Here is a 15,285-nt window from a genome sequence, read left to right on the forward strand (position 1 = left end):
GACCATAAGGACACTGTTATGAATTCCACCTCTTTTTCTTCCCTGAAGCGTCCCGCAATCCTGTTCCCGGGGCAGGGTTCTTCCTGGCAGCAGGCACTCGCTGATGCTGCTGCGACTCCTGTGGCACGCAGCCGCATGGAGCAATTGCTTAACGACGCCCAGTCTCTCACCGCCGCCGTCGCCCGCCCGTTGGCCTCTGTGGTGCCGGGGGTTGTGCAGCGTATCCGCGAGGCGATGGATGCAGATGCTGCGCACGAGGCAATCGACGCCCTGCCCGCAGTCAGCGCGCCGGCGATTTTGCTATCGCAGATTGTTGCTGCTGAAGACCTCGAGCAGCTCGGCCTGGACACCGCCGACGCACTGTTCGCCGGTCACTCGCAGGGCATCCTGGGCGCTGCCGCACTGGATCGCGCCAACGGCCCGCAGGCTGCGGAGAAGGCGCTTGCGTTCGCGTTCATCATGGGTGCCGCCGCGACCAACGTGTACGGTGCCGCCGACTCGCGCAGCCGGATGCTTTCGGTTCGGGGCTTAACGCCTGAGCAGGTCGGTGAGTTTGTCGTCGATACGCAAGCTGCTCCGATCAGCGTGATCAATGGGCACCGCCACGTGGTGCTGTCCGGCAGCCCGGAGGCGCTCGCGCAGGCACGCAAGGACATCGAAGCGGCTGCGAGCAGATACAACGCCAAGTTGGAAGTGGAGTACGGCGGCTCCGAAATCACGCCGGTGTTCGATTCGCTTGATGTTGCGTACCCCTTCCATGTGGAGACCAACGCCCCTGGTGTGGATCTGGCGCAGCAGTGGGCGGACGCGTGCGGGATCACGTTTGAAACCACCACCCCGCGTGAACTGGCGCAGTCAATTTTGGTGGACCGATTCGACTTCACCGAAGTCGTGCGCGACCTGATTGCCCAGGGTGCGAGCCACATTTTCACGTTTGATTCGGCGACGGCAACCATTGTGACCAACCTGGCCAACGGTTCCGGCGTCGCTGTGCTCGATGCGTCCACTGCCGCGAAACGCGACGACCTCGCACGCCCGGGTGCTGAGCTGCCGCAGGGCGTGGACTATTCGGACTACGCGCCGCGAGTGATTGCGCTGCCGGACGGCAAGACGTACACGCAGACGAAGTTCTCGTCGCTGACTGGCCTGTCCCCAATCATCCTGGGTGGCATGACGCCGACGTCCGCAGACGGCGAGATCGTCGCCGCTGCTGCCAACGCCGGCTACTGGGCAGAACTTGCCGGTGGCGGCATGTACTCCGAGGAGGAGTTTGGCAAGCACACCGCCAACCTCAAGGCGTTTTTGCAGCCCGGTCGCACCGCACAGTTCAACACCATGTTCTTCGACCGCTTCCTGTGGAACCTGCAGTTCGGCCAAACGCGCATGGTGCCAAAGGCCCGCGCGGCCGGCGCCCCGTTTAACGGCGTGTGCATCTCCGCAGGCATCCCGGAAGTGGAAGAAGCCACGGAACTGTTCGCGCAGCTTCACCAGGATGGCTTCCCCTACATTGCGCTCAAGCCTGGTACGACGCAGCAGATCCGCAACGCGCTTGCCATCGCGGCAGCGAACCCGGACGACCAGGTCATCTTGATGGTGGAAGACGGCCACGCTGGCGGCCACCACTCCTGGGTTGACCTGGAGGACATGCTGCTGGAGACCTACCCGGAGATCCGTGCGCACGACAACGCGGTGCTCACCGTCGGCGGTGGCGTGTACTCGCCGGAGCGTGCCGCGGAACTGATCACGGGCCGTTGGTCCGAGAAGTTCGGGCTGCCTGCGATGCCGGTGGATGGTGTGTTCGTCGGCACCGTGGCTATGGCCACGAAGGAGGCGAAGGCCACGGATTCGGTCAAGCAGCTGCTCGTGGATACGCCGGGCCTGCCCCCGGAGAACAACGGCGGTTGGGTCGGCCGCGGTCGCGGCGTGGCCGGTGTGGCGTCGTCGCAATCGCACCTGCTGGCAGACTTGCACGACCTGGACAACTCCTTTGCCAAGGCGGCGCGGTTTATCGCCTCGTTGGATATTGAGGAGTACCCAGCGCACCGCGAAGAGATCATCGAGGCGCTGTCGAAGACGGCGAAGCCTTACTTCGGCGACGTGGAGACGATGACGTACGCCGAGTGGGTCGAGCGCTTCGTCGAGCTCGCCGATCCGTTCATCGACCAGACCTGGAACGCGCGCTTTGTCGCGTTGCTGCAGCGCATCGAGGCACGCCTGAACGAGGCCGACCACGGCGAGATCCCGACCCTCTTCCCCGACGATGTCGAGATCTCCCCGCGCGATGGTCTTCAGACCTTGCTGCAGCACTACCCGCAGGCATGCGAGGTTGTGGTTTCCCCGCGCGATGCGGCGTGGTGGATCGGCCTGCACTACGCCTACCCGAAGCCGATGCCGTGGGTGCCGGCACTTGATGCGGATCTGAAGTCCTGGTTCGGCAAGGACACCTTGTGGCAGGCACAGGATGAGCGCTACACCGCTGACCAGGTGCGCATCATCCCTGGCCCGGTTGCGGTTGCTGGCATTACGCGTAAGAACGAGCCGGTTGCGCAGTTGCTGGCACGCTTCGAGGATGCCGCGACGCAGATGCTTATCGACGACGGCGTCACCGCCGAATCCCGCTTCGCCCGACGCAGCGACGCCGCCGACGAGGCCGCGTACCTGCGCTCCTGCCCGACCTTGGTGTGGCACGGCCACCTGATGGCAAACCCGGCATACGCGCTGGACGAGGACGCCTTCGACGTGGAGGCAACCACCAACGCGGCTGGTGAGTGTGAGTGGACGATCCGGATCCACGCTGATTCCGCATGGGATCACCTGCCGGAAGATAAGCGCCCGTTCTACGTGCGTGAGGTGAACATCCCGGTCGAGATCCCTGCCGGCGCAGGCACGGGTGCCTCCCCGGTTGTGGACGGCGATCGTCTTTCCGACAGCGTCTTCGAGCTGCTGTCTGGCCTGGCGGGTGTCGGTTCGGTCAGCGAGGCCGGCGACACGATTACTGAGATTCCGCAGATCGAGGAACCGACCGAGGACGCACCGTTTGGTGTGGCGCGCTCGTCGTTTACGCTGCCTGCTTCCCTGCTGGCGTCGCACTCCGCAGTTACGGGTGGCGCTGTGGCCGACAACGCTGTGGTTGGTACGCCGGACGTGCTGGTTGGCCCCTGCTGGCCGGCGATCTACGCCGCGCTGGGCTCCGGCAGGCTGGCTGATGGCACGCCGGTCATCGAGGGTCTGCTCAACGCGGTCCACCTGGATCACGTCATTGACCTGTGTGTCCCGCTGTCCGAGCTTGCCGATGGCAGGCGCATCGACGTGACCTCCAAGTGCACTTCTATTGCCGAGTCCACCTCTGGCCGCATTGTCACCGTCGAGTTGGAGCTGCGCTCTGGCGACGAGGTTGTGGCAACCCAGATGCAGCGCTTTGCCATCCGTGGTCGCGCCACCGGCACCGCGACGCCAGTCCCGGCGCCGGCGTACGGCGGCGGCGCGGCAAGCGATCAGGTGGAGCCGACCCCACGTTCGTTCGTGGACCGCACCGTGGTTCGCGCACCGTCGGACATGACCCCGTTTGCGCTGGTCTCCGGCGACTACAACCCGATTCACACCTCCGCCAACGCTGCCGCCCTGGTCAACCTGGATGCACCGCTGGTGCACGGCATGTGGCTGTCTGCCACCGCGCAGCACCTCGCTGCTGGCCACGGCCAGGTCATCGGCTGGACCTACTCCATGTACGGCATGGTGCAGCTCGATGACGAGGTAGAGATCACCGTCGAGCGTGTCGGCCGCGTCGGCATCCAGCAGGCCCTTGAGGTGACCTGCCGCATCGCGGGTGACGTTGTCTCCCGTGGTCAGGCGCTTCTGGCCCAGCCACGCACCGCCTACGTCTACCCTGGTCAGGGCATCCAGACCCAGGGCATGGGCAACGGCGACCGAGCTGCTTCCGCTGCCGCGCGCGAAGTGTGGCGCCGCGCAGACCGCCACACGCGCGAGACCCACGGGTTCTCCATCCAGCGCATTGTGGAAGACAACCCGTCGCGGTTGGTGATCCGCGGTGTGGAGTTCAAGCACCCGGACGGTGTGCTGCACCTGACCCAGTTCACCCAGGTTGCCATGGCGGTTGTCGCCTACGCCCAGACCCAGCGCCTGAACGAGGCCAACGCGTTGGCCTCTGGCGCGTACTTTGCGGGCCACTCGCTTGGTGAATACACCGCGCTTGCAGCTCTGGGCAACATCTTTGATCTGGAAGCGGTCATCGACATCGTGTACTCGCGCGGCTCCGCCATGGGCTCCCTGGTGCCACGCGATGCGGAGGGTAACTCCGACTACGGCATGGGTGCGCTGCGCCCGAACATGATCGGTGTCGGCCCGGAAGAGGTCGAGGCCTACGTCGCTGGTGTTGCGCAGGATTCCGGCGAGTTCTTGGAGATTGTCAACTACAACATCAAGGGCCAGCAGTACTCCGTAGCGGGCACGAAGCGCGGCCTTGCTGCTCTGGAGCGCAAGGCCAACTCGGTCACGCCGCGCGCCTACGTCACGGTTCCGGGCGTGGACGTTCCGTTCCACTCGCGCGTGCTGCGCGAGGGTGTGGCGGACTTCGCCGAGAAGCTCGACGAGCACATGCCGGCGATCATCGACGTGGACACGCTGGTGGATCGCTACATCCCGAACCTGGTGGCCAAGCCGTTCGCGCTGACGCAGCAGTTCATCGACGCCGTCACCGACGAGGTCCCCTCCGAGCGCCTCAAGGGCATGACGCCGGAGAACACCGAACGCAACACGCTCGCACGCACGTTGCTTATCGAGTTGCTGGCGTGGCAGTTCGCCTCGCCTGTGCGCTGGATTGAAACGCAGGACTACCTGCTTGGTCGCGTCGACCAGGTCATCGAGGTCGGCCTTGCGTCCTCGCCGACGCTGACCAACCTGGCTAAGCGCGAGATGGATGTCATTGGCATCCACGTGCCGGTCTTCAACGTTGAGGCAAGCCAGGACATTGTCATGCTCAACGACGTGGTGTCCGCGCCGGAGCCTGTGCTTGTCGACGACACCCCGGCCGAAACAGACGCCGAACCGGCCCCAGAATCCGCCCCGCAACCGGCCGCCGAGGCTGCACCCGCGGCCCCCGCCGCACCGGCAGAGCCAGTACCGGCTGCACCGGCTGCACCTGCTGCATCCGGCGCACCCGCGTCCGACCTTCCCTTCACCGCGGCCGATGCGATCACCGTCCTGTTCGCGCTGCAGAACAAGATCCGCCCCGAGCAGATCAACGATTCGGACACTATTGAGGAGCTCACCGGTGGGGTGTCGTCGCGACGCAACCAGCTGCTCATGGACATGTCCGCCGAACTCGGCGTGCCCGCCATCGACGGCGCAGCGGAAGCCGACGTGGCCACGCTAAACACGCGCGTGAACACCGCCGCGCCTGGCTACACCCCGTTCGGCGCTGTCTTGAGCGAGGCCGTGGGCACCCGCCTGCGCCAGCTCTTCGGCGGCGCAGGCCTGAAGCCGGCGTTTGTCGGCGAGCACCTCGCAGCCGCGTGGGGCCTGCCAGCAACCTGGACCGCGCACGTCGAAGCCGAGATCCTGCTGGGCAGCCGCACCGAGGAATCGGTGCGCGGCGGCTCGCTGAACAGCCTGCCGTCGGCCACAACCAAGGCGGAGATCACCGCACTGATCGACCAGGCGGTACAAAACGTCGCAGCACGCTACGGCGTTGCAGTCTCCCAGGCCACCAGCGGCGGCGCATCCGGCGGCGGCGTGGTGGACTCGGCCGCGCTCGACGCCTACAAGGACGAAGTCACCGACACCCTGGTGGCTACCGCCCGCACGCTGCTGAACAAGCTCGGCATCGAAAACGAGGTCGCCGAGATCCCTGCACCGGACACCACGATCGTGGAAACGATCGAGGCAGAACTCGGCTCCGGCTGGGTCAAGCAGGTCACCACGGTCTTCGACGAGCGCAAGGCAGTGCTTTTCGACGACCGCTGGGCCCAAGCCCGCGAAGACCTCGCCCGCGTCGCCCTCGGCGAGCTCGACCTCGCACCACAGCGCTTCGCTGGCACCGGTTCCACCGTGGCCAAGCAGGCCGAGTGGTACGCCAAGCGCGTGGAGGGTGATCGTCGCAACGTACTCGGCGAGATCGCCGCTGCCGCAAACGCCGCAGCGAACGAGCCGTACGCAAACGACGTCGCCCTGGTCACCGGTGCCGCGCCGGGTTCCATCGCCACCGCAGTGGTGGAGGGCCTGCTCGCAGGCGGTGCGACGGTCATCATGACGGCATCCAACGTCAGCCAGGCGCGTAAGGAATTCGCTCGCACGCTTTTCGCCAAGCACGCCTCCGTGGGTGCACGCCTGTGGCTGGTGCCGACGAACCTGTCGTCCTACCGCGACATCGATGCGCTCATCGAGTGGATCGGCTCGGTGCAGAAGGAAACCGTTGGCAAGGACGTCAAGATCATCAAACCGGCACTCACGCCGACGCTTGCTTTCCCGTTCGCAGCGCCGCCGGTGTCCGGCTCGCTTGCAGAGGTCGGCGGCAACGCCGAAACGCAGGCCCGCCTGCTGCTGTGGTCGGTGGAGCGCACCATCGCCGGCCTGTCTGACCTGGCGCAGCGCGGCGATCACTTCCCTGCCGAGCGCGCACACATCGTCCTGCCGGGCTCGCCGAACCGCGGCACCTTCGGTGGCGACGGCGCCTACGGCGAAGTCAAGGCCGCCTTCGACGCGATCGTAAACAAGTGGTCCGCGGAAACCGGCTGGCCAGAGGGCGTGACTCTGGCGCAGGCCCGCATCGGTTGGGTTGCCGGCACGCACCTGATGGGCGGCAACGACGGGCTCGTTCCGGCAGCACAGGCTGCGGGTATCCACGTGTGGAGCCCGGAGGAGATCTCCACGCAGCTACTTGGCCTGGTCACCGAGGAATCCCGCGAGCAGGCGAAGCAGTCCCCGCTGGATCTCGACCTCACAGGTGGGCTCGAGGACGCAGGCGTGTCCATCGCCGATCTGGCGCGTAATGCACGTGTTGATGTGGCGGGCACGGAGTCGTCGACAAGCAATGGCGCCACGGTGCGCGCACTGCCGAACGTCGCCACCCCACGCCAGCCCGCACCTGCGGCTGTGGGCGATGTGACCTGCGCACTTGATGACATGGTGGTTGTCGTCGGCATCGGCGAGGTATCCAGCTGGGGCTCCGGCCGCACCCGCCGCGAAGCCGAATACGGCATCACCCGCACCGGCGAGGTCGACCTCACCGCAGCCGGTGTCCTCGAACTGGCGTGGATGATGGGCCTGATCACCTGGTCCGAGGATCCGAACCCGGCCTGGTACGACGAAGACGGCGCAGAGGTCGCCGAGGAGGACATCTACGAGCGCTTCCGCGACGATGTCATCGCACGCAGCGGTATCCGCACCCTGACGGACAAGTACTTCCTCACCGACCAAGGCTCCATCGACCTCGAGCAGGTCTACCTCGACCGCGACATCACGTTCACCGTGGCCACGGAAGAGGAAGCCCTCGCATACGTGGAGGCCGACGGTGAGAAGACCACCATCCGCCAGATCGACGGCGAATGGAGCGTGACCCGCCACGCCGGTGCCCTGGCACACGTGCCGAAGAAGGCCACCCTGACACGCACCGTCGCTGGCCAGATGCCGGACGGCTTCGACCCGACCAAGTGGGGAATCCCCGCACAGATGGCCGACGGCATGGACCGCATGGCCGCCTGGAACCTGGTCACCGCCGTCGACGCGTTCATCAACGCCGGCTTCACCCCGGCGGAGCTCATGCAGAAGGTCCACCCGTCCTTCATCGCCACCACCCAAGGCACCGGTATTGGCGGCATGGAATCGCTGCACAAGGTGTTCGTCTCCCGCTTCATCGGCGAGGAACGCCAGACCGACATCCTGCAGGAAGCACTGCCCAACGTGGTGGCTGCCCACACCATGCAGGCACTTGTCGGCGGCTACGGCTCCATGATCCACCCGGTCGGCGCCTGCGCCACCGCCGCCGTCAGCATCGAAGAAGCGGTGGACAAGATCGCGCTGGGCAAGGCTGATTTCGTAGTCGCCGGCGGTATCGACGACGTCCAGGTCGAATCCCTCCAGGGCTTCGGCGACATGAACGCCACCGCCGAAACCGCCAAGATGACGGCACAAGGGATCGACGGCCGCTTTATCTCGCGCGCCAACGACCGCCGACGCGGTGGCTTCCTCGAAGCCGAAGGCGGCGGCACGGTCCTGCTCGCCCGCGGCACCCTCGCTGCCGAACTCGGCCTGCCGGTGCTGGCAGTGGTCGCGTACGCCTCCAGCTTCGGCGACGGCGCGCACACCTCCATCCCGGCACCAGGCCTCGGCGTGCTCGCTGCAGCCTGCGGCGGAACCGACTCGCGCCTGGCCCGCTCCCTGTCCTCGCTGGGGCTGACCCCTGACGACGTCACCGTCCTGTCCAAGCACGACACCTCCACCAACGCCAACGACCCGAACGAGTCCGAACTGCACTCGGTGCTGTGGCCGGCCGTTGGCCGCGACCCGGACGCGCCGATGTACGTCATCTCGCAAAAGACCCTCACCGGCCACTCCAAGGCAGGTGCAGCACTGCTGCAGACCGGCGGACTCCTCGACGTGCTGGCCACCGGCGACCTCCCGCCGAACGCCTCCCTGGACTGCGTCGACCCGCTCATCGAGCCGAAGGCAACCAACCTGGTGTGGCTGCGCTCCCCGCTCGCCCTCGGTGCCGGCAACGTGAAGGCCGCGGCGCTGACCTCGCTCGGTTTCGGCCACGTCGGCGCGCTCGTCGTGCTGGGCCACCCGGGTGTGTTCGAAGCCGCACTGACACGCGACGGCCGCGACGCCGACGCCTGGCGTGAGCGCGCAACCGAACGCCTCGCCCAGGGCGCAAGCCGACTCGAAGCCGGAATGATCGGCCGCGCCGACCTCTTCACCCAGGTGGAGAACCGCCGCTTCGCCGGTATCGACGACCACGCCGACGAGATCGCACTCCTGCTCAACCCCGATGCCCGTCTCAACGCCGACGGCACGTACCCGACCGCGACCCCGACCGTTTAAGGAGAGACACCATGACACCACTGTTTCGTACCGACGACACGTCGCTGTCCCACGACGAACTGGCAGCACTGACCACCGTCCTCGCCGAGGCCCATTCCTGGCAGGCCGTTGCCGGCACACCTGGCGTTGCTGGCGCGGCAGGCGGCACCGGCACTGCCTACGAAGACAACGTGTTCGGCGATGCGTTCGGCCAGCCGTACGGCACCCAGCAAACCATCGGCAACGTCACCTACTTCTAGAAAGGACCGCACACATGCATGACTTTCCGTTCCGCAAGGTCCTCGTCGCCAACCGCGGCGAGATCGCGGTCCGCATCATCCGCGCAGCCCGCGACGCCGGCCTTGCCTCCGTGGCGATCTACGCCGACCCCGACAAAGACGCGCCGTACACCGAAATGGCGGACGAGGCGATTGGGATCGGTGGCGAGACGTCGTCGCAAAGCTATCTGGATATCGACAAAGTGCTCAAGGCCTGCCGCGACAGCGGCGCAGACGCCGTCCACCCCGGCTACGGCTTCTTGGCAGAGAACGCCGAATTTGCCCGGCGCGTCATCGACGAGGGCCTGACCTGGATCGGCCCGCCGCCAAGGGCGATCGACGCGCTTGGCGACAAGGTCACCGCCCGGCGCATCGCTGAGGAGGTCGACGCACCGCTCGTGCCGGGCACGAAAGACCCGGTGGACAGCGCCGACGATGTGGTCGCTTTCGCCGACACCCACGGTCTGCCCGTGGCTATCAAGGCGGCGTACGGCGGTGGCGGCCGCGGCATGAAGGTCGCCCGCACCCGCGGCGAGATCCGCGAACTGTTCGAGTCCGCCACCCGCGAAGCCAAGGCAGCGTTCGGCCGCGGTGAGTGCTTCGTGGAGCGCTACCTCGACCGCGCCCGCCACGTGGAGGCGCAGGTGCTGGCGGATACTCACGGCAACGTCATCGTCGCCGGTACCCGTGACTGCTCCGTGCAGCGCAGGTTCCAAAAGCTCATCGAGGAAGCCCCCGCCCCGTACCTCACCGATGAGCAGCGCGAACGCATCCACTCTTCCGCCAAAGCGATTGCAAAGCGGGCAGGTTACGTCGGTGTTGGCACCGTCGAATACCTCGTCGGCTCCGACGGGCTGATCTCCTTCCTCGAGGTCAACACCCGCCTCCAGGTTGAGCACCCCGTCACCGAAGAAACCACCGGCGTGGACCTCGTCATCGAGCAGTTCCGCATCGCCGCCGGCGAGCCACTGCGTTTCGACGCCGACCTGGAACCCACCGGCCACGCCATCGAATTCCGCATCACCGCAGAAGACGCCGGCACCAACTTCATGCCCATGCCCGGCACCGCCACCACCTACATCGAACCGGCAGGCCCCGGCGTTCGCGTCGACTCCGGCATCCGCGCCGGCTCCACCATCGGCGGCCAGTTCGACTCGATGTTGGCCAAACTCATCGTCCGCGGCGAAACACGCGACCAGGCCATCGCCCGCGCCAAGCGCGCCCTCGCCGAATTCCGGGTCGAAGGCATGCCGACCATCATCCCCTTCCACCAGCGCATGCTTAACGACGACGCCTTCACCGGCGACGCCACCCAATTCGCCGTTTACACCCGCTGGATCGAAGAGGAATGGGACCCGGACGTCGCGCCCTACGAGTCCGACGGCGCTGGCGAAGACGGTGAGCAGGACGAAGCGCGCCGCCGCACCGTCTCCGTCGGGGTCAACGGCCGATCGATCGAGATCACGCTGCCGGAGCCGTTGCTTCTCGGCGCAGTGGCGCAGCGCCGCCGCGACCGCAAGCGCCGCTCCCGTAATGGCGGATCCGGCGGCAAGGGGTCCGGCAAGGGCGCTGCCAGCGCAGACACCCTGACCGCTCCGATGCAGGGCACCGTGGTCAAGTCCGAGGTCGCCGAGGGCGCCCGGGTGGAAGCCGGCGACATCGTGGTCATCCTCGAGGCCATGAAGATGGAAAATCCGGTCAAGGCCCACAAGAGCGGTGTGGTGAAAAACCTCGCCGTGGAGGCCGGCAGCCACGTGGATAAGGGCGCGGCACTGCTCGACATCACCGACGAGTAGCCGCTAGCCTGCGGTTTCCGCGACATACCCGAATCTCACCCGGCGCGTCAAAATTGGGGGTTGACGCGCCGGGCTTTCCGGTTCTATGGTTACCCACATGAGTGGTAAACCCATATACCTACAGATAGCAGATGAGTTACGTGACCTCATCGGGGCAGGCACCCTCGCTCCCGGCGACCGGGTGCCGTCTACCAACGAGCTCTCCGCCTACCACTCTGTCAATCCCACCACCTCCGCCAAAGCACTCACCGAACTGTTCAACGAGGGTCTGCTGGAGAAACGCCGCGGGCTCGGCATGTTCGTCCTGGAGAGTGCACGTGAGCAGGTGCTACGTACTCGTCGCGAAGCATTTGCCCGCGATTTTGTCCAACCGTTTGTCCACGAGGCCAACCAAATCGGCATCACCACCGAGGAGCTGACCGCAATGATCGAAAAGGAGCGTGCTCAATGAACCCCGGCTTCTACGCGCTGGTCGGCCCGAACGCCGCCGGCAAAACCCACTACCTCCACACGCTCATGAGCCCTCACACCGCGTTCGTTCCGGCTGGTGCGGATGCCAAGTTTGCAGGCACGACCGTGGACGATCACTTACGTGCAGTCGCAGCGATCTACCCGCACGTGAGGCTCGACTTTCCCAACGCCCGCATCAAAGATCTCTCCGTTGGGCAGCGCCGCCTACTCACCATTGAGGTGGCCCTAGCCATTGGCAAAGACCTGTTACTTCTCGACGAACCGTTTGATGGCATCGACACCACCACCCGCAAACAGGTCCGCCAGAGACTGATCGACTACATCGCGGAGAACCCGCAGCGCAGCGTGGTGATGGCATCGCATCGCCCCGAGGACTTCGTGGGTCTCGCCACCCATGTCATCCAGGTGTTTGATCGGGTGGTTTCGCGCCCAGTCCCACTCGACGACGCCCGCCTATGCTTTCCAACGGTCACCGGCCCCACCGCCGAGATCAAAGACCTTACCGCCCGCTTCCCCGTCGCTGAGACAGCGAGCCTCGGACCGATGACACGCGCGACGTTCGCCGAACCTATCGGCGTGGCCGATGTCCACTTGCCCATCGAGTACCCGGACGATGCCGAACTCATTGACCTCCTCGCGACGGAAAGGCCCGAACGATGAAACTCTTCCTCAGCCCCTTCAAACCAGCGATGTATTTGGGCATCTTTCTCGTCCTCTGCATTGCCGTACCCTTTGGACGATTGGAGTTTGGCGACGGCGGCCTTTGGACCATGGCGGGCGCTGCCACACTGTGGATACTCTTCGCAATCGGAGGATCGAACTGGCCAGCAATGAACCAGCTAGGCGCGAGCTTCAACCGATGGATGAATTCGGCAACGCTAACGGCTCTCGTGGCAGCGGTCATACTCACGCCACTTACCGCCGCGTCGGCGGTGTACCACCAAGCACATAGCCCGTACTACAAGCGGTACGACCCGTTCATTGTTACGAACGGACAACCGATGCCCTGGATCAACGGCAGCGGCGAACCGTATTTCGTTGAAGGCGCCGCGCAGGACCTGACATCCGTCGTGGCAACTGTGCTACTCCACTTCGTCATCTTCCTCACCATGGCGCTGACCGGTGTAGCAATCGGCCTTGCGCGGGGCACCGCCATGCAGTGGTTCATGCTCGGCAGCATGTTCGTGGGTGGTTTCACCGGGCTTCTAGTGGGTATCTACAAGGCGGATGTGAACCCCTCCGACCCCTACCTCTACGCCATCTTCGTAGCGGCGGCGGGGCCAGTAGTTTTAGCAGCCAGCGCAATTGTGTTCGCTAGAACCCGCCGTTTCGTGCACTAACGCTCCAACCACTCGGAGCGCAGCAGCCCATGGCGGGAGCAAGCTGCCTCCCACGCCATCGGGCTGATTTTTACCACCATGCGCCGCTGGCACAGCGGGCAGATGCGCGGCGCGTCGTAAGGCCTTGCCGGGTCGAGCGGCCAGGCGATCTCGCCGGAGAGGACTGCGTCGGCAAGTTCCGTTGAATCCGGGATTTTCATCAGGGCCCGGCTGACTACAGCGACTTGATGGTGTCGTAGAGCACGCCGTGGCCGGAGTTCTGCTTCTGCCCCACCGGGGTGATGTTCAGGCTCAAGCCTGGCTTCGCCCCGCCTTCCATCACCCGGTCGACGGCGTCGCGGTCCTTCTCCATCGGACGGCCGAAGGTGGTCAGGTAGTTGCCGCCGATAATTGCATTCGCGCCGCCCATGAGGCCGGCTTCGGTGCCGTCGTCGCCAAGCGCGAGCTCCGTGCCACCCGCGAAACGGAGCTGGGTGGACGGCATGGCCAGGCGGAACGCGGCGACGGCACGCAGCGCCTCACCTTGCGGCACCAAGGGGCGGTCGGCGAACGGGGTGCCTGGGCGCGGGTCGAGGAAGTTCATCGGCACTTCATGCGGCTGGATTTCGGCCAGCTGGGTGGCGAACTCGGCGCGCTGCTCGATGGTTTCGCCGAGCCCGATGATGCCGCCGCAGCAGGTTTCCATGCCCTCTGCCAGCACGTTCTCCAGCGTGTCCTTGCGCTCCTGCCAGGTGTGGGTGGTGACCACGTTGGGGAAGAACGACTCGGCGGTTTCGAAGTTGTGGTTGTAGCGCGACACACCCATCTTGGCCAGTTGGCGGGCCTGGTCGCGGGTGAGGATGCCAAGTGATGCGGAGATGGAAATGTCCACCTCTTCCTGGATCGCAGTGACGGCCTCGGCGACCTGGTCGAGCAGCTGCTGGGTCGGGCCCTTCACGGCGGCGACGATGCAGAACTCGGAAGCGCCCATCTTCTCGGACTGCTTGGCGGCCTCGACAAGTTCGGCGATGTCCAGCGTCACGGCGCGCACAGGTGATTCGAACAGGCCGGACTGGGAGCAGAAGTGGCAGTCCTCGGGGCAGCCACCGGTCTTCAGGGAGATGATGCCTTCCAACGAGACATCGACACCGCAATGTTTGATGCGCACCTGGTGGGCGAGGTCGAGCAGTTCCGGCAGGCGCTCGTCCTCAATGTTGAGGATCTGGACGAGTTCCTCCTTGTTTAGACCTTCGCCGTTTTCCAGGGCTTTTTCACGGGCGATGTCAAGGATGTCGGTCATCTGTGGGCTCCGTTCGCGTCGTTCACGTGATGGTTGCGCAACAGTTTAGCGCGCAATTGAACGGCGTTCAGGAAAACCCAGATTAGCGATACTCAACCACAAGCGGCGAGTGGTCCGACCAGCGCTCTTCCACCGTCGGCGCCTTCTCCACCCAGGTGCGCTGCGCGCGTTCCAGCATGTTCGCGGTGGCAGCCTGGACGTCGATGCGCCAACCCGCGTCGTTGTTAAACGCCTGGCCGCGGAACGTCCACCAGGTGTACGGCGCGTCCTCCGGGTGCAGCCTGCGCGCGACATCGAACCACTTCGGAGCACCATTTGCTTGACGACGACCCCCCGACCGGTACTCCACCGCCCCAGCCCATTCCACCGCAGCCTTGTCCTCTACATCCTGGGCCTCCGCGTCCGGGAAGCTACCAAACACCGCGTCCATGAACGCGCGCTCGTGCGGCAAGAAACCGGACTTCTTCCGGTTCGCCTTCCAATTCTTCAGGTCTTCGCGGCGGTGGCAGATGTTCCAATCCCCGCCGATCACCATGTCCGGGTATTCGCCCGCCCACTGTTCCAGCAGCGGCTCGAACTGATCCAGGAAACGATACTTCTCGTCCTGCTTGGCCGTCTCGGCTGCTCCTGAGGGGAGGTAGAGGGATGCGACACGGGTGTCGTCGTCAAGCGATGCTGCAATAAAGCGACCCGCATCCTCAAACTCAGGAATCCCGACCTCCACATCACGCAGCGGCGTGCGCGACAGGATGCCCACACCCGCACGACCCTTCGCACCAGGTGTTTCGGCCGGTGCCACCTCCAAGTGCCACCCATTTTCCAGCGCCGGGGCAAGCGCAGCACGCGTCTGATCAGCAGTGGCGCGCACCTCCTGCATCAGCACCACATCAGCCGGATTCTCGTTCAACCAGGCCAACATGCCCGGATTGTTCTCGTTGCGGACCTTCGTGGCGGCACGGATGCCGTTGACGTTGACGGATGCAATGGTAAGGCTCATGGGCCAAGACCTTACCTATCCCGAACCTCTCCCGGCCCTATCGCCAGACAGGGCTGCGCTGGGACGGTACTCTGGTGGGTTGAAGTCA

9 protein-coding genes are annotated in these 15,285 nt (G+C 65.3%); 6 read left to right on the forward strand and 3 right to left on the reverse strand.

The window, feature by feature from the left end:
* The first annotated feature begins 18 nt into the window (after positions 1–18).
* The 6 genes from HMPREF3171_RS01670 to HMPREF3171_RS01695 all read left to right on the forward strand — a co-directional run bounded on the left by HMPREF3171_RS01670 (position 19) and on the right by HMPREF3171_RS01695 (position 12,921).
* The gene (locus HMPREF3171_RS01670) at positions 19–9,057 is read left to right on the forward strand and encodes a type I polyketide synthase (protein ID WP_070482400.1); all 9,039 of its coding nucleotides are present in this window, start codon (positions 19–21) and stop codon (positions 9,055–9,057) included.
* Between the two features lie 11 nt (positions 9,058–9,068).
* On the forward strand, positions 9,069–9,296 hold the full coding sequence (locus HMPREF3171_RS01675) for a hypothetical protein (RefSeq protein WP_070482402.1): 228 nt from the start codon (positions 9,069–9,071) through the stop codon (positions 9,294–9,296).
* Between the two features lie 14 nt (positions 9,297–9,310).
* Positions 9,311–11,110, forward strand: a complete 1,800-nt coding sequence (locus HMPREF3171_RS01680) for an acetyl/propionyl/methylcrotonyl-CoA carboxylase subunit alpha (RefSeq protein WP_070482404.1) — start codon at positions 9,311–9,313, stop codon at positions 11,108–11,110.
* Positions 11,111–11,207: 97 nt separating this feature from the next.
* Positions 11,208–11,561 (forward strand): GntR family transcriptional regulator, encoded by a 354-nt coding sequence (locus HMPREF3171_RS01685; RefSeq protein WP_070482406.1) that lies wholly within the window; start codon positions 11,208–11,210, stop codon positions 11,559–11,561.
* Positions 11,558–12,241 carry an ATP-binding cassette domain-containing protein gene (locus tag HMPREF3171_RS01690; RefSeq protein ID WP_070482408.1) on the forward strand — a complete coding sequence of 228 codons (684 nt, stop codon included), beginning with the start codon at positions 11,558–11,560 and terminating at the stop codon, positions 12,239–12,241. The genes HMPREF3171_RS01685 and HMPREF3171_RS01690 overlap by 4 nt, the downstream gene beginning before the upstream one ends.
* Positions 12,238–12,921, forward strand: coding sequence for a hypothetical protein (locus tag HMPREF3171_RS01695; RefSeq protein ID WP_070422814.1), 684 nt, complete (start codon positions 12,238–12,240; stop codon positions 12,919–12,921). Before HMPREF3171_RS01690 ends, HMPREF3171_RS01695 begins: the two co-directional genes overlap by 4 nt.
* Here the strand turns inward: HMPREF3171_RS01695 and bsaP are convergent.
* The 3 genes from bsaP to HMPREF3171_RS01710 form a co-directional block, all read right to left on the reverse strand.
* Positions 12,918–13,121, reverse strand: a complete 204-nt coding sequence (gene bsaP, locus HMPREF3171_RS01700; RefSeq protein WP_070422813.1) for a biotin synthase auxiliary protein BsaP — start codon at positions 13,119–13,121, stop codon at positions 12,918–12,920. The genes HMPREF3171_RS01695 and bsaP overlap by 4 nt on opposite strands.
* Before the next feature lie 14 nt (positions 13,122–13,135).
* Positions 13,136–14,200: a biotin synthase BioB gene (gene bioB / locus HMPREF3171_RS01705; RefSeq protein WP_070422812.1), complete on the reverse strand. Its 1,065-nt coding sequence runs from the start codon at positions 14,198–14,200 to the stop codon at positions 13,136–13,138.
* 82 nt (positions 14,201–14,282) lie between these two features.
* Positions 14,283–15,197 (reverse strand): exodeoxyribonuclease III, encoded by a 915-nt coding sequence (locus HMPREF3171_RS01710; RefSeq protein WP_070482410.1) that lies wholly within the window; start codon positions 15,195–15,197, stop codon positions 14,283–14,285.
* Between the last annotated feature and the right edge of the window lie 88 nt (positions 15,198–15,285).

Source organism: Corynebacterium sp. HMSC08F01, from assembly GCF_001807545.1.
GTDB classification, from domain to species: Bacteria; Actinomycetota; Actinomycetes; order Mycobacteriales; family Mycobacteriaceae; genus Corynebacterium; species Corynebacterium coyleae.

Bases quoted from the DNA above. Each gene is read 5' to 3' on its own strand.
- HMPREF3171_RS01670 (WP_070482400.1), top strand. From the start codon at position 19: ATGAATTCCACCTCTTTTTCTTCCCTGAAGCGTCCCGCAATCCTGTTC.
- HMPREF3171_RS01675 (WP_070482402.1), top strand. From the start codon at position 9,069: ATGACACCACTGTTTCGTACCGACGACACGTCGCTGTCCCACGACGAA.
- HMPREF3171_RS01680 (WP_070482404.1), top strand. From the start codon at position 9,311: ATGCATGACTTTCCGTTCCGCAAGGTCCTCGTCGCCAACCGCGGCGAG.
- HMPREF3171_RS01685 (WP_070482406.1), top strand. From the start codon at position 11,208: ATGAGTGGTAAACCCATATACCTACAGATAGCAGATGAGTTACGTGAC.
- HMPREF3171_RS01690 (WP_070482408.1), top strand. From the start codon at position 11,558: ATGAACCCCGGCTTCTACGCGCTGGTCGGCCCGAACGCCGCCGGCAAA.
- HMPREF3171_RS01695 (WP_070422814.1), top strand. From the start codon at position 12,238: ATGAAACTCTTCCTCAGCCCCTTCAAACCAGCGATGTATTTGGGCATC.
- bsaP (WP_070422813.1), bottom strand. From the start codon at position 13,121: ATGAAAATCCCGGATTCAACGGAACTTGCCGACGCAGTCCTCTCCGGC.
- bioB (WP_070422812.1), bottom strand. From the start codon at position 14,200: ATGACCGACATCCTTGACATCGCCCGTGAAAAAGCCCTGGAAAACGGC.
- HMPREF3171_RS01710 (WP_070482410.1), bottom strand. From the start codon at position 15,197: ATGAGCCTTACCATTGCATCCGTCAACGTCAACGGCATCCGTGCCGCC.